Genomic DNA, 20272 nt, shown 5'->3' with positions numbered 1-20272 from the left:
CTTTTTCATGGTTATATTCGTATATCTAAACACACAAATCTCTAATAACTTTGAAGTTTATTGAACAACATAAAGCTGCAATAATTACATTCCTGCTTACAGGAATTGTGGTCTTAGGTATGTTTAGTATTCAACTAAAACAAAAAGGCAAACTTATTACCGAAAGCTATTACGAGATTTTACCAGAACCAGAAATCACCGAAGAAGAGCAAGAACTAATTGATGCGCTAGATGGTAAGACTACCAACAAAGCATTTAACGAAGACCAGGAGTACAAAGACATGATGCGCAACTTTAAAACTATAAGCGCAAATGATTTTGAACGTACCACCAAAGCTTTAGAAGATGCAAAAGCGAGTGATATTTCAGAAGAAACTAGTATTAATAAATCATATGCCAACAGTAATGCATATGCTTTAAATTCTGAAGAAACAGAGTCTTATAAAAAACTTCAGGAAGAATTAAACAAACGTTTAGAAAATAAAAAAATAGCAGACGAACACGCTAAAACTAAAAGTACACTTACCTATTCTCTAGTTGGAAGAACTATGCAAGACTATGATATTCCGCGTTACTTATGTGAAAGAGGTGGTAAAATCGTGGTAAATATTGTGGTAAATGGAAAAGGTATCGTTACCGATGCCTCTGTTAATGGGTCTTCAAATTCCAGCAACCAATGTTTAATAAATCGTGCTTTAGAATACGCTAAAGAAGCATTATTTGATTCCTCTGATAAAAACGAACAAATAGGAACTATTACATTTTTGTTTAGAGGAAAGAATTGACTTCGACTACGCTCAGTCACCAGTTAAACTAACCCTGTATGATACTAATTTAACTTAAAAGACTAACTAAATCTTCAATTGTAGATTGTCCTTTATCCTTATTGTACCAACGTTGTAAATCTTCTTTAAATTCTGGTGTTAGTTTTCCATGTTGCGCTTTGTAAACATTAACCATTTCTGTAGCTATTGAAGGTCTTGGCCCAAAAGTATTTAACACTTCTAATGTTTCATTATCAATCGCAATTAACTTTGGTATAGCTTTACCTCCATTGGTTAAAAACTGATTCATTAAGGCTTCATTATCATCTCTCAGCACTACTTTATAATCTATATTTTTATTTTGCTCAGCCACCTTGTTAATTACAGGCATTATATGCGCTGCGTCTCCACACCAACTTTCGGTTAGTACTAACCAAGTTACATTTTTGGTATATGCTGTGATTTTTTCAATAACATCATCAAATAGCCTAACCGTTTTATCCCAACGCTTCATGCGTCTGTCATTCATTTTTGTATAATTTGCTAAGGCTTCCGTTTTTTCATTACCTGTTGTTGATTGTTGTTCAACAAGAGAGGCAACTAAAGTTCGGTATTCATCGTAGCTCATTGATTTATTTAAACTTTCCTTGATGATATCTGTAATCATTGTGTTTTCTAAAATTTCCATCGTGGTAAAACTAATTGGTTTATAACTCAGTGATGTTATTGTTTTAACTTTTTTGATTTTCAGTTTACAAAAATAGTGCTGATTGCCCATAAATTATGTGACACTTGTTACCTTAGTAGCATAAAACTCTAAACCTTACAAAATGACAAAACACAGATGCGGTTGGTGTGTTGGCGATCCGCTTTACGAAGCCTACCATGACCAAGAATGGGGAGTTCCTGTTTATGATGATGATACGTTATTTGAGTTCTTAATTCTTGAAACCTTTCAGGCTGGTCTGAGTTGGATTACTGTTTTACGCAAGCGCGAAAATTTTAGAAAAGCTTTTGATAATTTTGACTACAAAAAGATTGCAAATTATAAGCAAAGTAAAATTGAAAATCTACTTCAAAATGAAGGCATCATTAGAAATAAATTAAAAGTAAATGCGACAGTAACCAACGCTCAAGCTTTTATGAAAATACAAGATGAATTTGGAAGTTTTTCAAAATATATATGGGATTTTGTAGATGGTAAGCCTATAAAAAACAGTTTTAAAGATTATAAAAAAGCACCTGCAAATACACCTTTGAGTGATGCCATAAGCAAAGACCTAAAAAAAAGAGGATTTAAATTTGTTGGTACCACTGTAATCTATGCGCACATGCAAGCTACTGGTATGGTTAATGACCATGAAGTATCCTGTTTTAGATATAACGAAGTTTAAAAAATGAAAACAAAAACACTCCTCGTTTTAATGTTTATTAGCCAATTCGTTTTTAGTCAAACTAAAAATGAAAAGGAAGAGCGTATAACTAAATCAGAATTTCCTTCTGCTGCCATTGCGATTCTAAACAATCTACCTGAGGGCTGTAAACGTTTAAAATTTTACAAAGAAACTGATGGTGAAAAGCAAAGTTTTGAGGTAAAATTCAAATACAAAAGAAAGCGCTACAGCCTAGAGTTTTCTAATGATGGTATCATCGAAGATCTAGAAGTTCTTACCAAATTCAAAACTATAAACGAAGAAAAAAAATCTAAAATTGAAGACTATTTTACATCTAGCTTCAGCAAATACAAACTCATAAAGGTGCAAAAACAATTTGTCTACCATTCAGAATTAGATGCTTTGACTTTTGTCAACGACATATTGGACAACACCTCAGCTGAAGCACCAAACTTTGAAATTATCGCTGAAATTAAAACTGAAAAAAAAAGAGATATTAGAGAGTTTACCTTTAATAAATCTGGCGAGTTTGTAAACTTCAGAATTTTAAACCCAACCTCTTACGAGCATGTCTTATACTAAAACACTTTTAGTTTTATTGGCATGTTTTGCAAGCCTTAACACGTTATTTTCTCAATCTGATTTTGAAGGTTTAGGTGAAACGAGTTTTGCTGTAAACACAGATATAAATAATAATTACAAAATTAACTTTGCTGTTCGCTCTCGTTATTATTTATACCTAGAAGACAATTTTAGTTTTGAAAACAGACAACTAGACTTTGTACATTTTTCAACATTAAACTTAGATTATAATCATTCTGTTAGCTTAGGTATACAATACCGAATACGAGAATCTATAGATGGAGGTAGTAATGAGCTACGTTTAACGCAACAGTTTAATCATACAAAAAAGAACGAAGCCTTACGATTTGGACATCGTATACGATTTGAACAACGTATTTTAGAAGATTTAACCATATTAAGATTACGATATCGTTTTGCTTTAGATTTTCCACTTAATGGTGAAAAATTAGATATTGGTGAGGCTTATTTTGTTGGTTCTATGGAAGCACTATTAAGCAATAGTAAAAATAAAAAACCAGAACTAGACCATAGAACAACGACTCAATTTGGATGGTTAGTTTCCGAGAAGTTGAAGCTTCAATTCGGTATAGAATATCGTTTTGAAGCCTTTAATCTTAGCACTGAGCAAAAGCTGTTTCTTTTAACTTCTGCCATTCTTAAAATTTAAAGGTATTTCAAAAATTCTGATCTTGGAATATGCTTAGCACCTAAACTTTCGAGATGCTTAGTATGTATCTGACAATCTATTAAATGGTAATTTGAATTTTGAACAAAGGTTATAAATCCGGCTTTACTTGCATTACTGACTTTAGCAAACATGCTCTCTCCACAAAATACATTGTTGCCTAAATCTACACCATAAAGTCCACCAACTAACTTGCTTTTTTGCCATACCTCAACTGACTTAGCGTATCCTAATTGATGAAGTTTAATGTAAGCCTCTATCATTTGTTCTGTAATCCAAGTACCATTTTGCCCTTCGCGTTTTGCTAAGGCGCATTCCTCAATAACCGTTTTAAAGTCTTTGTTAACAGTAACTTTAAATTCACTCTTTTTCAAAATCTGCTTCATACTCTTTGAAATTTTTAAATCTTTAGGAAACAACACAAATCTTGGGTCTGGTGACCACCATAATAGTGGTTCTTCGTCTTCAAACCAAGGGAAAATCCCACTATAATATGCATGTATTAATCGCTCTGATGACAAGTCTCCACCAATGGCTAATAAGCCTTCAAAAGAGGCTTCAGATACGTCTGGGAATTCTATTTTATCGGTTAAAAAGTGCATTATTTAAGCTTTTAAGCGATTTTTACTGTTAAATAAAGGGCTTGGTTTTGATAGTATAAGAATTTTATTGATATTTGACCTGATCTTTATTAAATAAATTTTTTGTTCATCATTGCTTTTTTTTAAGTTTGTTTGTGAAGATCAAAACCTAAAACCACAATACTAAGTCCCAATTAACCATTGGGACTTTTTTATTAAAAATAAAAAAGACTTGTTTATTTAAAACAAGTCTTTTCAATATTATTAAAACCCTTTCTTATTAGAAAGGCAAATCATCATGATCATCTTCATTTAAATCACTTACAGGCTCAAAAGCTTCTGTTGGTGGTACAGGTGGCATATCTCCACTAGGTGCATCAGCTTGCAATGCTTCTATTCTCCATCCTTGGATAGAGTTAAAATATTTAGTTTCTCCTTGTGGATTCACCCACTCTCTTCCTCTAAGGTTAATATTAACCTTAACCTGCTGTCCTACCTGATAGGTATTTAATAAATCTGTTTTATCTTGAACAAACTCTATCATAAGGTGTTGTGGGTATTGCTCTTCTGTTGTTACTACAACCTCTCTTTTTCTAAACCCATTACTTCCAAAAGTTTGAGTTTCTCCAATTACCTTAATACGTCCTTGTACTTCCATTTTTGTTTAATCTAATTTTATTTTCCTTCTATATTAATTGAATTTACGAAAGTAATAACTTCCATGCACTTTCTACATCTCCGTAGCTTAAATAATTTCTTGCCAGTTTATGTTTTTCTCTATGCGTCGCAGTTTTTATATCTGGATAACGCTCACTAATATCATTTACAAACTGCTTAACCTCATCTTCTGTTGGTAACTTATCGACATTGGCTAACATACCTAAATTATTTCCAGTTAAAATCATGCTGTTTCTAACATGTTCTGGTAAATTATCTACTCCGATTCCCAATGCTCGTAAAGGTTTTGGGATTTCAAAAAATCCATTTTTTGCTCTACTATAATAACTACCTCCTGCTCTAGCAACCAAGTCTAATGCTTCTTGATTTACTGTATTGTCTTCATTCATTACTTCTTCTGAAATATGAAGTTTTATAACCTCACAAATAACCAAATTTCCTGCTCCACCTTCTGTCCCTAACTTTACAACATCATTAACTTTACATTCCATTTGAATTGGAGATTCAGCGACTCTAAAAGGCTTAACTTCATCTGAAGCCAACATCGTTAAACCTGCTTTTTCAAACTCATTAACACCTTCAGGATATTCTGTACTACTCAAAGACATTTGATGCACAATATCATAATTGACCACATTAATCACCACTTCGTTAACCGCTTCAACATTTTCTAAAGTATGCTTCGTAGTATTATCTCTTACTCTTCTTGCTGGTGAAAAAATTAAAATCGGAGGATTTGCACTAAACACATTAAAGAAACTAAAAGGCGACAAATTAGGATTGCCATCTTTGTCTATTGTACTTGCAAAGGCAATAGGTCTAGGTGCAACTGCGCTTAGCAAATAACCGTGTAATCTACCTGTAGATAGGTCTTTGGGATTAAATGAAATCATGTAGCTTGCTGATTTTCAACAAAGATAATTATATTGCCACGTCAATGAAAGTGTTTTGCCTCTGTATCTAAACAATATTATTAACAGTTTTACATTATATTTAAAAAGAAATTGCAATAACTAATGACCTTTAGCTCAAACCGAAATCTTATCCGTTGGATTATTATTTTCTCTTCTTTTATTATTGTAACTCTAATTCTTTGGAATACGTATGTATTCTTCCAGAATTTTAAAGCTGAAGAACGCAATAAGATGAAAAATTGGTCTTCTGCGCAAAAAGAGGTTAGCCTTACAGGTGATTTAGATGACGATTTTAGTGAGTTAGCTCTAGAAATTATTTCTAGTAATAAAACCACGCCAATGATTAATGTACGGACTGATGGAAGTATGGATTGGAGGAATATTAATGAGGAAAAAGCAAAAGATTCACTTTACTTATTAAGTTTAATTAAAAAGTATGAAAAAGAAAATCAACCTATAGAGATTAGATATCAAAACAAAGTACTCTCAACTTTATACTATGGCAACTCGCCTCTACTAAATAAATTAAAATACTATCCACTAGCATTATTATTGATTATACTATTGTTTGCCGCTGTGGTTTATTTCTTTTACAGAAGTACTAAAACCGCTGAACAAAACAAGCTTTGGACTGGTATGGCCAAAGAAACGGCCCATCAAATTGGCACTCCGCTTTCTTCTTTAGTGGGTTGGACAGAAATTTTGAAAACCGAAAATGTAAAACCTGAATATATTGCTGAAATTGAAAAAGACATTGACCGTCTGCAAACAATCACAGATCGTTTTAGTAAAATTGGCTCTGCACCTACTTTAGAAACACTAGATATTGTTGAAGTTACGACATCATCTTACGAATACTTAAAATCTAGAACTTCAAAACTTATTAATTTTGAAATTGAACATCCTGATACTGAAATTCCTGTAAATCTCAATGCACAATTATACAGTTGGACAATTGAAAACTTAGTAAAAAATGCCATTGATGCCATGAAAGGTAAAGGAGATTTAAAACTAAGTATTTCTCAAATTGAAAAGCAAGTATTTGTAAATATTACTGACACTGGCAAAGGGATTCCTAAACAACTATTTACTAAAATTTTTGAACCTGGATACACTACAAAAAAACGTGGCTGGGGACTTGGTTTGTCATTAGCTAAACGTATTATTGAAGACTATCATAAAGGAAAAATAAAAGTTACTGAGTCTGAAATTGGTAAGGGCACAACTATTCAAATTAGTTTAAAAACGATGTAAGCTAAAAGAAAAGCTGAACATCACCCTTTAGTTAAACAATTCATATTTAAGGATTTAAAAAAATATTATAAATTTGGGTATGGGATCGTCAAAATACTTTACGCTTAAAGAGGCCAGACTGAGTAATAACTGCCCAGAATGCTACTCTAATGATGGTTTGGAAATTACCTTTAAACAAAAATTGACTGAAAATATCTTTTACAAAGCTATAACTTCTGAAACCTCCCATCACATACACTGCTATAATTGCAACTCTGCTATTTTTCCTGTACGTTGGACAGATGATATTGAGCGTGTTGTAAACTATCAGCAACGTGCTGTAAAACCTAGACCAAAATCTATAAAGCTAAAACCACTAGCGTGGATATTTATCTTTTTTGATTTGCTGATTGTAACGGCAGTAATCTTATTTGCAACAGGTGTAATTTCTTTTTAGCTAAAGTTATCAGCTATTTTTTTTGCTGTTGTTTCAAACTCTTCTGATGTTAACTTTTCTTTCTGAGTAAAACGTGCATTTTCCATAGTATGAAGCGGTATTAAATGTACATGTACATGTGGTACTTCTAGACCAATAACAGACATCCCAACACGTTGGCAAGGAATTACCTTTTCTATCGCTAAAGCTACACGTCTTGAAAACTGCATTAAACCCATATAAGTTGCCTCGTCTAAATCAAAAATTTTATCAACCTCTTTTTTAGGAATACAAAGCGTGTGGCCTTTTGAGTTAGGGTTAATATCTAAAAACGCATAAAAGTCAGCTGTTTCTGCTACTTTGTATGATGGAATTTCACCGTTTATAATTTTCGTAAAAAGTGTGGCCATTGTTAGGGTATTTTCAATACTTTATAAAGATAAAAAGATTCCTTGACTAAGGAATCTTTTTATCTATCTTATAATTCTGAGACTTCTTTATTTAAAGAAATATATTATCTAGATATCTCAAGAATATCAAATTTCATTATACCATTAGGTACTTGTATTTCTGCAACATCACCCACAGACTTTCCTAGTAAACCTTTCCCTATTGGTGAGTTCACAGAAATTTTACCAGATGCTAAATCTGCTTCACTTTCAGCTACCAAAGTATAGGTCATCTCCATTCCGTTGGTTTGGTTTTTTATCTTCACTTTAGATAAAGCCAATACCTTAGAAGTATCTAATTGAGACTCATCAATAACGCGAGCGTTAGCTAAAGTTTCTTCCATTTTAGAAATTTTCATTTCTAACATACCTTGTGCTTCTTTAGCTGCATCATACTCAGCATTTTCACTTAAATCTCCTTTGTCTCTAGCCTCTGCAATTGCCTGAGACGCTTTTGGACGCTCTACGTCTTTAAGATGATTTAATTCTTCTCTTAATTTTTTTAATCCTTCCGCTGTATAATAAGATACTTTACTCATAATTCATTCGTTTTAATAAAAGATGCTGAAGTAAATTCAGCATAAAAAAAATCTCGCGTCAACGAGATTACTTTGCAAATATATAAAATATTTACTGCATAGCTTAAATAATTGTAAATTGAGCCTCAAAATTTAATATGAAAAAACTGGTTATAATCCTCTCATTAATAGTGATATCGTGTGGTAGCGACGATAACATAAACAGCAACTGTAACTTCTTATTTGATGCCGGAGTTAACTTAACAGTAAACACCAATTTACCTCAATTTAATCAATTACAATTTAATGGTAATGCTGTCTACGTTGCTAACCAAGGAAATAATGGTATTTGGTTATACCGTTTAACCTCTTCTACACTTTATGCTTGGGATGCTGCTGATCCGAGTCGCACACCTTCTGCTTGTTCAACTTTAACATTTGTAAGTGGTGATATTGTAGAGTCTAGTTGTGAGGATGTTAACCAATATAGTCTATCAACAGGTCTTGGTTTTGAAGGAAACACATTACCATGTACACTAAAACCGTATAGAGTTGATGATTTGGGAAATGGCCAATATTTGGTTTCTAATTAAAAAATTGATTCTTTAAATATAAAACCCTGTAAGCTAGTGTTTACAGGGTTTTTATATTAAAATTTTACTCTCACTAAAAATTCAAAGTCATACCAACCAAGAAGTTAGTTGTAGCTTGAGGATAAAAACCTGCTCCTTCAATAGTTGTTACTACATTAGGATCTGACCATGTATCATCATAAGTGTAATAGTAACCGTTAGATATATACTTTACATTAAATATGTTGTTTACTAATCCTGTGAACACGATAGAATCAAAAATAGGTTGAGATTCTTCAGTACCTTGAAATGATAATTTGTAACTAACATTAAAGTCGTTAATAAAGTAGCTGTCTAGCATAGAAGCACCAGCTTCAGTATTACTCATGTATTGCTCACCAACATATTTACTTAATAAAGCCATTTGTAAATCTTGTACTGGTTGAAATACAATTGCATTTGCTGCTACAAGTTCTGGCGAAAACGAGATATCAGTTTTGCCTAAGTTTTGTAATTCGCCATCAAAATCGATAATGGTTTCCTTGTTCTTGTTAGAGCTCAGCGTTACATTAGGCTGCAAGGTTAATTTTGGTGTTACCGGAATTATAGCTTCTAACTCTAAACCTAAACGGTAGCTCTCACCACTATTGGTACGTATTGGATTACCAACATCATCTAACTGACCAGACAACACCAATTGCTCATTATACAACATATAATAAGCATTCGCATTAAACGTAAAATTTCCGTTTTTGTGTCTCCAACCTAACTCAAAGTCGTTAAGTCGCTCTGGCTCAATATCGTTATTGCTTTCAAAATCGGTACGATTTGGTTCTCTGTTGGCTCTGGCATATGAGAAATAAAGGCTGTTGCCTGCATTTAATTCATAGGTTATACCTGCTTTTGGATTGAAGAATGTAAAATCCTTATTAACTTCAAAATCTACTAAGTCAGATGTATTTCCGAAGGTTTTATAGGTTACATTTCTAACTTGTAAATCTCCGTAAAGGCTTACTTTATCATTTATCTTATAGTTAGCTTTTGAGAATACTGATAAATCATTTTTTAAACTATTACCATCATAGTAACGGTCTCTAATTTGGCTTTGACTGGCAAATTCAGCCCAAATAATTTCACCAAAATGATCTCCATCATAATGGCTAAAAGAACCACCAAAAATTAAATCGATATTAGCATCTTTATAGTTTGCAGTAGCATTTATAACATAAAAATCATTGTCTAACCAACGACGACGAATAAGGTCTGTGGTATTTACTACTTCACCATTAAAGTCTAATGCTTCTAAACCATAATCTGCAAAATCTTCATCTTCTTTATACTGCTCAAAATATCCACGACCATAGGTATAGTTTAAGCCAATAGTTGTAGACCAGTTATTGTTGTAACGTTGATTCCAATGCAATTGATAATGATCTTGACTGTAATTATCTACCTCGTTATCATAAAATTGAGTATTGCCATCATCATCAGTATAAATACCAGCAACATTAAAGGTTCTATCATTTCTTAATACATCTAAATCCTCTAAACCATACCAAGCTTGATACGTTACTTCTTTACCACCAAAAACAACTGCTTTGATTAAAGTATTGTCATCTACGTAAGCACCTTGTAAAAAATACGATTTTAAATCTGCCGAAGCTCGGTCGATGTAACCATCTGAAACGATATTAGACAAACGACCAGCAATTTCGATATGATTGTTTAACAATCCTGTGCTAAACTTTACCGTATGCTTTCTGGTATTATAACTACCAAATGAATTTGAAATTTCGCCATAAGCATCCTTTGCAACAGCATCTGTAAGCACATTGATACTAGCACCAAAAGCACCAGAACCATTAGTAGATGTACCAACACCACGTTGTAACTGTAAACTTTCTACAGAAGATGCTATATCTCCTAAATTAACCCAAAACGTTCCTAAAGATTCGGCATCATTATAAGGTATACCATTAATAGTTACATTGGTAGATTGCGGACTTACACCTCGTACTCTAATACCTGTATAACCTACACCAGCACCTGCATCTGTTGTGGTTACTACAGATGGTAAAAAGTTTAACAACACAGGTATGTCTTGCCCTAAATTGCGTTTTGCAATCTCTTCTTTAGTGACATTTGAGTGCGTAATTGGCGCTTTTTCCTTTACACGTACAGCTTTTACTAAAACTTCGTCTAGTTTTCCAAGTTGTTCGTTAATTTCTACATTTAGAATTAGGTTTCTATCCAAAATAATTGATTTCTGAATTGGGTTTGGAGCCATATAGCTAAACACTAATTCGTATTCACCTTTAGGAAGGCTCAATACATATTTACCTTCAAAATCGGTTTGTACACTTATTTCAGTACCTTCTGCGTACACACTTACTCCAGGCAAAGGTTCCTTATCAATTGTTACGATACCTGAAACTGTAAATTTTTCTTGTCCATAAGCTGAACAAAGGCTTAAAATAAAAATGAAAATTGTTAATCTCTGTCGTTTTGTTTTTGAGAGATTGTTGAATAAATTTTTCATACGACTATAGTTTTATAATCGAATAAAAAGAGGTCATTATTCTTTGTTAAAAATTGGTTTTGTGATGATAAGATGCTGAAACAAGTTCAGCATGACAAGTCATCTTAAATTCCTAAACAGCATTACCTGTTCTAGGTTCAATGGGTATGATCTCAGCCACTTATTGGCACCCCTTTTTTGAGAACGCTGCAAAGATATGTCACATTTAAATATTAGCAAATGAAAAACTGCAATAATTAAAACTTCTCGATACTATTCTTCATACTTCAGAATCACTCGAAGTGACGAGCTTTTAAGTCAATCGATTTTAGGTGGTTTTCTATTTGCCTTTTTTTCAGCGTTTTTGCGTTTGGTATCGAGTCGCTTTCGTTTTACAGCTTTGGGTACTTTGGTAGGCTTGCGCTCTTTTTCTTCTTTTAATCCTTCAACAATTAGATCTAAAAACTTTTGAGTAACTAATGCTTTGTTTCTAAACTGACTTCGGCTTTCGCTAGAATCTAAGATTAAAACACCTTGTTTATTCAATCTATTCTGAAAAAATTCGGTTAAGCGTGCTTTTTCGTCATCAGTAAACTGTTCTGAATCTTCGAGATTAAAATAGAGCACTACTTTTGAAGCTACTTTGTTGACATTCTGTCCACCACTACCTGAGCTTCTGACAGCTTTATAAGTTAATTCAGATTTTAAGGCTTCAACATCCACAATTAGTCTATTTGATGTGGAGCCTTTAATAAATCATTTACTGTTTTTACTGGGTTGAATGTAATGATTGGCACCTCAACAAAAATGGTGTTCCAATGTGCCATACTACCATTCCAAAGTCCAGGTAATTCTAATGCTTTAAGATCTTTTCCAAATTTTGTTTTCGCTGTAATAAATGCTGCATTATGATCCACAAAATCTTCTAAATCAAACTTTTCTCCTTTGTAGTTTTTTACACCACAAACCAAATCTACCGGATTAAAGTGTGTTGCATTGGTTAGAATCTCCTTCTGATTTTTATTCTTTAGATTTATTTGTGCTGACTCTACAATTTGCAATGATAAATTACCATAGATATCTCTTACCCAAAAAGGTCCACCACCTGGTTCACCCTCATTCTTTACCATACCACAAATTCGAATAGGTCTATTAAGTTTTTCTTTGAGGTATTCAATCTTATATCTATCTAAATATTTCTTGTATTCACCAGAAATTTTAACACACATTTCATTGGTTAAAAAAGTTTCAACCTTTTCAAATTCTTTATCTGAAATACTTTCTTGATCTAACACTCTAAGACACTCAAATGACTCGGTTTGAAGCTTCAGTAAAATTCCAGCAAGGATCTTTTTATACTTTGCAACCTCTTCTTTGTATTGTTTTACAACCACATTATCTATATTCTTTATGAATATAACATCAGAATCTAATGCATTTAAGTTTTTTAATAATGCACCATGTCCAGATGGTCTAAAGAGCAGTGTATCATCATCATTTCTAAAGGGTAGATCCTTTGGATTAACTGCTATGGTATCTGTAGATTCTTGTTGGTAAGAAAATGAAATATTGAATGATACTCCTGTGTTTTCTTCAACATATTCTTCAATACGTCTAAACTCTTCTGTGAATTTATCTCTGTAATTCTCTGAAATTGTAAAATGAAGTTCGGCTTTCTTATCATTTGAAGCATACAATGCTGCTTCGTACAAGTGCTCTTCAAACGCTGTTGAAATATAGCCGTTTTTGTACTTGTGGAATGGAAGTAACCCTTTTGGGGAATTTCCAAAATTAAGTTCGTCTTCACCAAGCATTATTTGAACAAAATGGACTGCCTTGTCTTGTGTAGATAAGGTTTTGAAATCAATTCCTTTTTTATGTAAACGTTCTAAAACCTGCTCATAAAATGGAAATTTCTCTAAACCAACCAGAAAGAATGCTAAATCCTTTGAATCATTCTTATTGATAAAAGAGTTTAACGATTCTTTTTGAGGATTATAATCCTTTAAAAACTTAAATAAAAATTTAAACATCCTAGTGGCAGCACCAGAAGCAGGCACAAATTTTAGAAGTGACAGGCCTTCTTTATTAGTATCAAAATGCACAATAGCTTCTTCCTTTTCTTCATCTGATAAAGCTAATATGCCATTACCTATGGTAGCTGCTGCTGCAATATTTGTAAATGGAATTCCGGTTTTAAATAATTCTATTTGAGACTCTACCTGATTTAGTGTAAGTCCCTTAGCTTCAATTTGTTTAATGTCGTTTTTTGTAAAACTCATTTTCTGTTTTTAAGTAGGTTATCAATATGTTCAACAGCTGTTTTTAAGCGCTCTTGTTTGTTTCCTTTTAACAGAACATATGGTCTGTCGTATTTAATTAAAGCGTTTTCAAATGCTTTGAACATTCGTTCTCTTTCATTGGGTTTATCTCTTAAATCGTCTTTTTCCCAAGGCGTGTCAATATAGGTCAAAAAATAGAGGTCATACGAATTTTTTAGAGCATGTGCTTCTAAAATCGGGTCACATGTACCAGAGTAGTATGCTTCGCTATAGACCTTAGTTTCAAGTATATCTGTATCACAAATGAGTACTGAATCTGTTTTTTGTGCCAAGTCATTCTCTAATTTCATTTGGCCAATAGCTATTGGTAATAAATCGTGAGGCTCACAGGTTTTTCTATCGTTGTTCCATTTATTTTGAAGATACTCTCGCGCATATTCTGGCACCCAAACCGAATTATAATGTCTGGCCAATTGCCTAGACAGTGTTGTTTTACCAGTAGATTCTGGACCAAATAATACAACTTTTATGCAGTTCCTTGGTTGCTGTTTAAGTGCTTCTTCCATGCTAAGTATCCGAATATTGCAATAATTGTAAAGCCAAGATATTGAAAACTAGTGAAAGTAAATCCTTTATAAAAATATAAAGGCACAGAAATAATATCTCCGATAATCCAGAAGATCCAGTTTTCAATTTTTCGTCGTGCCATTAACCACATACCAACAAAGAAAATGGCTGTTGTAATGGTATCTACATACGCTACCCAACCATTCCATTTATCAAAAGTTTTATAGACTATAAAAACAAAAACTAAGGTTGCTAAAAAGATACCCAAGCTTAGTGATTTTTCTTTCGATGTGGTTCTCGAAATTGGTGTTACGTGTGTTTCGTCAACCTTTCGAGTCCAAACGAACCATCCGTATACACTCATAGCAAAATAGTATGCATTAATCATCATATCACCTAGTAGCTCCCACTTTAGTAATAAGTATACGAATATGATGGTACTTATCATTCCTGTTGGAAAGACCAAAATGTTATTTTGCTTAGAAAACCAAACCGACAAAAACCCAAATACGACTGCAACGATTTCTAATACGATGTCCGTTGTAGCATATTCAGCATATTGTGAAAAGAAAAAATCAAAAATTTGGCTCATAATCGCTTCTGTTAGTTTTTACTACTTTCATAGTGAGTACGCTAATATCTGTATTTTCAAAAGACGTTTTAATTGCATCATTTAAAAATGGCATTAACTCATCAAAGTCTCCAAAAATCTGTGTGCTTAATGGATTTTCTAAAACCGTAAATTTTGAAGCTCTTAGCACCTTGATAAAATCTATGATATGTGCTTCGTAATCGTCTTGTAATGGTGATAAGGTTAAGTCTATTGATATTTGCATGATTACAATTTTATCTGTTCAAAAAAATGTTTGTTAGTCTCAAAGGCTGTGCCTATAACCACAAGATTGGCGCCTGCTTTATAAGCAGCTTCTAATTCGGTTTTAGATCTAATACCTCCACCAACAATAAGCGGTATATTTAAAGTGTTTTTTACTGCTGAAATAATTTCAGGTTCAATAGGATGTGTTGCTCCGCTTCCAGCTTCTAAATATATAAGTTGCTGGCCCAATAATTGACCAGCTTTGGCTGTATCTACTATATGTTGCTTATTCGATCTACTTAATGGTTTGGTATTGCTTACGCGTTCTACAGCAGTTTGCCTTCCGTTTTCAATAAGAATATATCCTGTTGATAGTACTTCAAGTTGCGTTTTAGATAGTTTTGAAACTGCTTCAACATGTTTACCAATGAGATAATCTGGATTTCGACCAGAAATTAAAGACAAAAATAGAATACCCTCAGCTTCATCTGTAATTTGTGTTACATCACCAGGAAACAATATTACAGGTAGTGTTGTGTATCGCTTAATGGCTTGTACTACAGATTCAGTAGCTCCTTCATCTACTTCACTTCCACCAACAAAAATGTGAGTTGCTATAGATTGATTGATTTTTGTTATAACACCTTCAATAGTGTCTAGTTCCGTTTTATCTGGATCGATTAAAACTGCAAGTAACCTTTTGCCTTCTGCTATAGACTTTTTTATGTGAGAATAGATGGCCATAGATTATAGATTAAGGAACGACGTATGCACAAGTAAAACCTTCAAACTCTAAAAACGCAGTATTGTACCTGTATTTCCTGTCTTTATAATCTATCCAAGCAATGGTTTCGCTATCTTTGAACGTGAATGGAATCACTAAAAAATGTTCTTTAAAAAGCATTCCTGGCGTAGCAAAAAGCTTATACAACGATTCCTTAATTCCCCAAATTACAGTAAGTTTATTAATGTAATCGTCAGCAGATTTATCTAGATAATTAAACTCGTAGTCCACAAACTTGTGTGCAATAACTGCAATTTTATCGCGCTGCATTTCAATATCTATACCGACTTCTTTATCGCTGACAATAACTCCTGAAAACGTAAAACTGTGTGTTATAGAAATATGCTTACCGTCTTTAAGATGTGGTTTTCCATTATCATCATAAAACAAATCTTGATCTGTATAACCAAACTCATGAAGCAAATGCCTTACACTTAAAAAACCGCGTTGATGTAGTTCGCTTTTCATACCCAACACGCGTTCAAGACTTTGTGGTTTTAAATCTAGAGGTTGAATTAAATCGGAATAGGACTCTTCAATCTTCCAGATTTTAACAGTAGTTTGTGAGTTTACACTAATGGATTTGTACAGTGGCATTTAATATTGTAAAACCTATTGATTATCTTTGCACTGCCTTAGGCAGATTTGGCATTTTTTGGTAAGCGAATTTAACCATTTCAATGTTAAACCCAAAGGCAAGAACCATTTTAAAAATTTGAGAAAAAAGAATATGAGTACAAAAACAATTCCTTACGTACCAAACAAGGTAAAGGACATGTCGTTAGCGGCTTGGGGAAGAAAAGAGATTGAATTAGCCGAAGCAGAAATGCCAGGTTTAATGAGCTTACGTGAAGAGTATAAAAACGAGCAACCTTTAAAAGGTGCACGTATTGCAGGTTGTTTACACATGACCATACAAACTGCTGTTTTAATTGAAACTTTACAAGCGTTAGGTGCAGAAGTAACTTGGAGTTCTTGTAACATTTTCTCTACTCAAGATCAAGCTGCTGCTGCTATTGCTGCTGCAGGAACTGCTGTTTATGCTTGGAAAGACATGACTGAAGAAGAATTTGACTGGTGTATAGAGCAAACTTTATTTTTTGGAGAAGATCGTAAGCCATTAAACATGATTCTTGATGATGGTGGTGATTTAACTAATATGGTTTTAGATAAATATCCAGAATTAGCTTCTGGCATCAAAGGTTTATCTGAAGAAACTACAACTGGTGTACACCGTTTATACGAGCGTGTTAAAAACGGAACATTACCAATGCCTGCTATTAACGTAAACGACTCAGTAACAAAATCTAAATTTGATAACAAATACGGTTGTCGCGAAAGTGCTGTAGATGCTATACGTCGTGCAACAGACGTGATGTTAGCTGGTAAGCGTGTTGTTGTTTGTGGTTACGGAGATGTTGGTAAAGGTACTGCAGCGTCTTTTAAAGGTGCTGGAAGTATCGTAACAGTAACTGAGATTGATCCAATTTGTGCGTTACAAGCGGCTATGGACGGTTTTGAAGTTAAAAAATTAGAAACTGTTGTTGGTAATTCAGATATCGTAATTACTACAACAGGAAATAAAGACATTGTACGTGCAGAGCACTTTAAAGCAATGAAAGATAAAACCATAGTATGTAACATTGGTCATTTTGATAACGAAATACAAATAGCTTGGTTAAACGACAACTACGGAAACACTAAAAACACGATCAAACCTCAGGTAGATAAATATACTATTGATGGTAATGATATTATTGTTTTAGCAGAAGGACGTTTAGTAAACTTAGGTTGTGCCACTGGTCACCCAAGTTTTGTAATGAGTAACTCTTTTACTAACCAAACGTTAGCACAAATAGAGCTTTGGAATCATTCTGATAAGTATGAAAACGAAGTATATATGCTACCAAAACATTTAGATGAAAAAGTAGCTGCCTTACACTTAGAAAAAATTGGTGTAGAGCTTACAGAGCTTAAACCAGATCAAGCTAAATATATTGGTGTAGAAGTTGAAGGTCCTTTTAAACCTGAACACTATAGATATTAAAAAAGAACGCTCGAGCTTCTAGATTTTTAGAACGCTGCGCTTTTAGAATATTAGACAAAATCCCAAACATTTCTGTTTGGGATTTTTTTTGTTTCTAAACTTTTACATAAAGTCATTTCGAGTGATTTGAGAGGAACGAGCGAATTTTATCGAGAAATTATAAGTTTTAGAAATTCTCGATACAAAATTCTTTGCAAGAATTTCACTAGAACTGACGTATCAACTTCAGTGTATTTTACAAAAAAACCTCACAAACATGAGTAATTATGAGGTTCAATTTTATAAACAAAATATTGCTATTTTTTCGGATGCACCAAAGTCATTTCATCAATTAAGTGTTTTGCACCAGCATATTTATCAACTATGAAAAGTACATAGCGTAAATCTACCATTATGTTTCGGCAGATTTCTGGGTCATAGTTCATATCACTCATTGTACCTTCCCAAACACGGTCAAAGTTTAAACCTACTAAGTTCCCTTCGGCATCAATGGCTGGACTACCAGAATTACCACCAGTTGTGTGGTTTGTTCCTAAAAAGCACACTGGCACTTTTCCGTTTTTATCAGCATAAGGACCATAATCCTTTGTGTTGTATAGGTCTAAAAGTTTCTGTGGCACATCAAATTCATAATCGCCTGGTACATACTTTTCCACAACACCTTCTAAATAAGTTACAGGACTGTAATAGACAGCATCTCTTGGCGAATACCCTCTAACCTGACCATAAGTAACACGCAACGTACTATTTGCATCTGGGAAATAGCGCTCGTTTGGTAAGGCTTTCATTAAAGCCGTCATATACTCAGTTTGCAATGCTGAAATAATTTCATTTTTTTGTTGAAAATCTGCATCTATACTATTAAAAAATTCATCAATGATAGGTTTAGCATAAGCATAAGCCGCATCATCATTTAAGTTTTTAATTACAGATTCAGCATCGCCTTCTAATAATTTTAAAGCTGAATCTAAATCCGTAAATGCCGTTTTATCATAGATTGAAGCATCAACTGGTTTTCCATATAATGGCATCACATTTAAGTACACACCTTTATCTACACTGGCATCAAAGTTTTTCAGAATGCCTTCAAAACGACCTTTTAGACTTGCTTTTGCACGTTCTAAACTTTCAGGATTTGCCGATAGCGCTTGTTCAACCTGATACGCTCTAAAGGTCATTTGCATCAATTCACTTGTTACCAAAAACACTTCAACAAAATTTCTTCGTTTAATATTTATTGGACCAAATTCTTTATAAAGCTTATCAAACTCAGGTAAAATATGACCATACTTTGCTTCTAATCCTTTTTCTTTTAAGGCTTTTTTAAAGGTGTCTTCAAATTCACGACGCTTAGCTACAGCATCACTTTTTTCGATACCTAAGTTTTCTCCAATCCATTTTTTCCAAGCATTTGCAATTCTGGCTTGTTTAGACGCATACTTAATACGCACCTCATCGCTGGCTTTCATATTGGCATCAATAACTTTTAAAGCCGCTTCTCTAATTTCGATATTTGTTGGATTGAATTCCTTAGTTATATGCTCAATCGCTACAGCTGGTAAATACTCATTAGTACGACCAGGAAAGCCAAAAACCATTGTAAAATCGCCTTCTTCAACTCCATCTAACGACACAGGTAAAAAATGCTTTGGCTTGTAGGGCACATTATCTTTGCTGTATTTTGCTGGTCTGTTATTCTTATCAGCATATATTCTGAACATAGAAAAATCGCCTGTATGTCTCGGAAACACCCAGTTATCTGTATCGCTACCAAACTTACCAATACTACTTGGTGGCGCACCAACTAATCTGATGTCTTCAAAACGCTCAGTTACGAATAAGAAATACTGATTGCCTTTGTAAAACGACTTTGTTTTAACGTCTTGCCAGTTTTCTTTTGGCCAAGATGCCATTGCAGCATTGCTGTTTCTAGTGATTAAAGATTGCTTTTCCTTTTCGGTCATTGCATCGTTTACACCATTTAAAACAGTATCTGTAACATCGTGAATGCTTACAATAAACTCAATAAACAACCCTTCATTAGGTAGTTCTTCTTCGAGCGACATTGCCCAAAACCCATTTTTTATATAATCGTTTTCTAAAGACGAATGCGACTGAATCTGGCTAAATCCACAGTGATGATTGGTAAGTACCAAACCTTTATCTGAAATCACTTCGCTGGTACAACCACCATTAAAATGACCAACAGCGTCCTTAAGACTAGAATTGTTAACATCGTAAATGTCTTTGGCAGTTAATTTACTACCAAGGCTTTGCATTTCGTCTTCATTCATTCCTTCTAAAAGAGAGGGAATCCACATACCGCCTTGCTGAGCAGACACGTGAAAAACAACGAAAAAACAGAGTAATTTTATTAATCGCATAGTATATATTTTATTGATTTTGTAAAGATAGCAAAAGCACATTTTATATCTTTAAAACCTTTCT

The 20272-nt window shown here is 33.5% G+C and carries 23 protein-coding genes; 8 read left to right on the top strand and 15 right to left on the bottom strand.

All coding sequences use genetic code 11. The features are described from left to right. Positions 1 to 50 precede the first annotated feature (50 nt). On the top strand, positions 51 to 785 hold the full coding sequence (locus tag ACXAFS_RS03370; RefSeq protein WP_475305308.1) for a hypothetical protein: 735 nt from the start codon (positions 51 to 53) through the stop codon (positions 783 to 785). 49 nt (positions 786 to 834) lie between these two features. Here ACXAFS_RS03370 and ACXAFS_RS03365 read toward each other — a convergent pair whose 3' ends face one another. Then, the gene (locus ACXAFS_RS03365; protein WP_475305307.1) at positions 835 to 1452 is read right to left on the bottom strand and encodes a thioredoxin family protein; all 618 of its coding nucleotides are present in this window, start codon (positions 1450 to 1452) and stop codon (positions 835 to 837) included. Between the two features lie 142 nt (positions 1453 to 1594). On the opposite strand from ACXAFS_RS03365, the gene ACXAFS_RS03360 reads away from it, so the two are divergent. Genes ACXAFS_RS03360 through ACXAFS_RS03350 form a run of 3 tightly spaced genes read left to right on the top strand, consistent with a single transcriptional unit; the run spans position 1595 to position 3410 of the window. Beyond that, complete coding sequence (locus ACXAFS_RS03360; RefSeq protein WP_475305305.1) at positions 1595 to 2158, top strand: DNA-3-methyladenine glycosylase I; 564 nt, start codon at positions 1595 to 1597, stop codon at positions 2156 to 2158. A gap of 3 nt (positions 2159 to 2161) precedes the next feature. Beyond that, positions 2162 to 2740: a hypothetical protein gene (locus ACXAFS_RS03355; RefSeq protein ID WP_475305304.1), complete on the top strand. Its 579-nt coding sequence runs from the start codon at positions 2162 to 2164 to the stop codon at positions 2738 to 2740. After that, positions 2727 to 3410 carry a DUF2490 domain-containing protein gene (locus ACXAFS_RS03350; protein WP_475305303.1) on the top strand — a complete coding sequence of 228 codons (684 nt, stop codon included), beginning with the start codon at positions 2727 to 2729 and terminating at the stop codon, positions 3408 to 3410. Before ACXAFS_RS03355 ends, ACXAFS_RS03350 begins: the two co-directional genes overlap by 14 nt. Here the strand turns inward: ACXAFS_RS03350 and aat are convergent. The 3 genes from aat to ACXAFS_RS03335 form a co-directional block, all read right to left on the bottom strand. Further along, complete coding sequence (gene aat / locus ACXAFS_RS03345) at positions 3407 to 4030, bottom strand: leucyl/phenylalanyl-tRNA--protein transferase (RefSeq protein ID WP_475305301.1); 624 nt, start codon at positions 4028 to 4030, stop codon at positions 3407 to 3409. The genes ACXAFS_RS03350 and aat overlap by 4 nt on opposite strands. A 259-nt stretch (positions 4031 to 4289) precedes the next feature. Further along, the gene (locus tag ACXAFS_RS03340; protein ID WP_475305300.1) at positions 4290 to 4667 is read right to left on the bottom strand and encodes a DUF3127 domain-containing protein; all 378 of its coding nucleotides are present in this window, start codon (positions 4665 to 4667) and stop codon (positions 4290 to 4292) included. 43 nt (positions 4668 to 4710) lie between these two features. Further along, complete coding sequence (locus ACXAFS_RS03335) at positions 4711 to 5580, bottom strand: flavin reductase family protein (RefSeq protein WP_475305299.1); 870 nt, start codon at positions 5578 to 5580, stop codon at positions 4711 to 4713. 123 nt (positions 5581 to 5703) lie between these two features. Here ACXAFS_RS03335 and ACXAFS_RS03330 point away from each other — a divergent pair, with 123 nt between their 5' ends. Both ACXAFS_RS03330 and ACXAFS_RS03325 read left to right on the top strand, forming a co-directional pair. Continuing rightward, positions 5704 to 6855, top strand: a complete 1152-nt coding sequence (locus tag ACXAFS_RS03330) for a sensor histidine kinase (protein WP_475305298.1) — start codon at positions 5704 to 5706, stop codon at positions 6853 to 6855. 79 nt (positions 6856 to 6934) lie between these two features. Beyond that, the gene (locus ACXAFS_RS03325; protein ID WP_475305297.1) at positions 6935 to 7291 is read left to right on the top strand and encodes a hypothetical protein; all 357 of its coding nucleotides are present in this window, start codon (positions 6935 to 6937) and stop codon (positions 7289 to 7291) included. On the opposite strand, the gene ACXAFS_RS03320 is transcribed toward ACXAFS_RS03325, so the two are convergent. Both ACXAFS_RS03320 and greA read right to left on the bottom strand, forming a co-directional pair. Continuing rightward, positions 7288 to 7680: an HIT family protein gene (locus ACXAFS_RS03320; protein WP_475305296.1), complete on the bottom strand. Its 393-nt coding sequence runs from the start codon at positions 7678 to 7680 to the stop codon at positions 7288 to 7290. The genes ACXAFS_RS03325 and ACXAFS_RS03320 overlap by 4 nt on opposite strands. A 104-nt stretch (positions 7681 to 7784) precedes the next feature. Further along, on the bottom strand, positions 7785 to 8258 hold the full coding sequence (greA, locus tag ACXAFS_RS03315; protein WP_475305294.1) for a transcription elongation factor GreA: 474 nt from the start codon (positions 8256 to 8258) through the stop codon (positions 7785 to 7787). 137 nt (positions 8259 to 8395) lie between these two features. Between greA and ACXAFS_RS03310 the strand changes: the two genes are divergently transcribed. Then, on the top strand, positions 8396 to 8830 hold the full coding sequence (locus ACXAFS_RS03310; protein WP_475305293.1) for a hypothetical protein: 435 nt from the start codon (positions 8396 to 8398) through the stop codon (positions 8828 to 8830). 73 nt (positions 8831 to 8903) lie between these two features. Here the strand turns inward: ACXAFS_RS03310 and ACXAFS_RS03305 are convergent, their stop codons facing one another. The 8 genes from ACXAFS_RS03305 to ACXAFS_RS03270 form a co-directional block, all read right to left on the bottom strand. After that, on the bottom strand, positions 8904 to 11348 hold the full coding sequence (locus ACXAFS_RS03305) for a TonB-dependent receptor (protein ID WP_475305291.1): 2445 nt from the start codon (positions 11346 to 11348) through the stop codon (positions 8904 to 8906). Positions 11349 to 11645: 297 nt separating this feature from the next. Further along, a complete protein-coding gene (gene arfB / locus ACXAFS_RS03300; protein ID WP_475305290.1) occupies positions 11646 to 12050 on the bottom strand; it encodes an alternative ribosome rescue aminoacyl-tRNA hydrolase ArfB in 405 nt (134 codons plus the stop codon). A 2-nt stretch (positions 12051 to 12052) separates the two neighbouring features. Next, positions 12053 to 13609, bottom strand: a complete 1557-nt coding sequence (locus tag ACXAFS_RS03295; protein WP_475305289.1) for a DUF4301 family protein — start codon at positions 13607 to 13609, stop codon at positions 12053 to 12055. Continuing rightward, a complete protein-coding gene (locus ACXAFS_RS03290; RefSeq protein WP_475305287.1) occupies positions 13606 to 14175 on the bottom strand; it encodes an AAA family ATPase in 570 nt (189 codons plus the stop codon). Before ACXAFS_RS03290 ends, ACXAFS_RS03295 begins: the two co-directional genes overlap by 4 nt. After that, the gene (pnuC, locus tag ACXAFS_RS03285) at positions 14136 to 14768 is read right to left on the bottom strand and encodes a nicotinamide riboside transporter PnuC (RefSeq protein ID WP_475305286.1); all 633 of its coding nucleotides are present in this window, start codon (positions 14766 to 14768) and stop codon (positions 14136 to 14138) included. Before pnuC ends, ACXAFS_RS03290 begins: the two co-directional genes overlap by 40 nt. Next, positions 14752 to 15012, bottom strand: a complete 261-nt coding sequence (locus tag ACXAFS_RS03280; RefSeq protein WP_475305284.1) for a hypothetical protein — start codon at positions 15010 to 15012, stop codon at positions 14752 to 14754. Before ACXAFS_RS03280 ends, pnuC begins: the two co-directional genes overlap by 17 nt. A 2-nt stretch (positions 15013 to 15014) precedes the next feature. Then, complete coding sequence (locus ACXAFS_RS03275) at positions 15015 to 15737, bottom strand: phosphoglycerol geranylgeranyltransferase (protein WP_475305283.1); 723 nt, start codon at positions 15735 to 15737, stop codon at positions 15015 to 15017. A gap of 10 nt (positions 15738 to 15747) precedes the next feature. Beyond that, positions 15748 to 16374, bottom strand: a complete 627-nt coding sequence (locus tag ACXAFS_RS03270) for a 4'-phosphopantetheinyl transferase family protein (protein WP_475305281.1) — start codon at positions 16372 to 16374, stop codon at positions 15748 to 15750. 133 nt (positions 16375 to 16507) lie between these two features. Between ACXAFS_RS03270 and ahcY the strand changes: the two genes are divergently transcribed. Then, complete coding sequence (ahcY, locus tag ACXAFS_RS03265) at positions 16508 to 17824, top strand: adenosylhomocysteinase (protein WP_475305279.1); 1317 nt, start codon at positions 16508 to 16510, stop codon at positions 17822 to 17824. A gap of 296 nt (positions 17825 to 18120) precedes the next feature. Here the strand turns inward: ahcY and ACXAFS_RS03260 are convergent, their stop codons facing one another. Next, a complete protein-coding gene (locus tag ACXAFS_RS03260; RefSeq protein ID WP_475305278.1) occupies positions 18121 to 20208 on the bottom strand; it encodes a S46 family peptidase in 2088 nt (695 codons plus the stop codon). Positions 20209 to 20272: the final 64 nt, after the last annotated feature.

The organism is Winogradskyella sp. ABM4_392, from assembly GCF_056160445.1.
Note: the sequence above shows the minus strand (reverse complement) of the source record. Positions and strands in the feature narration are given on the sequence as shown.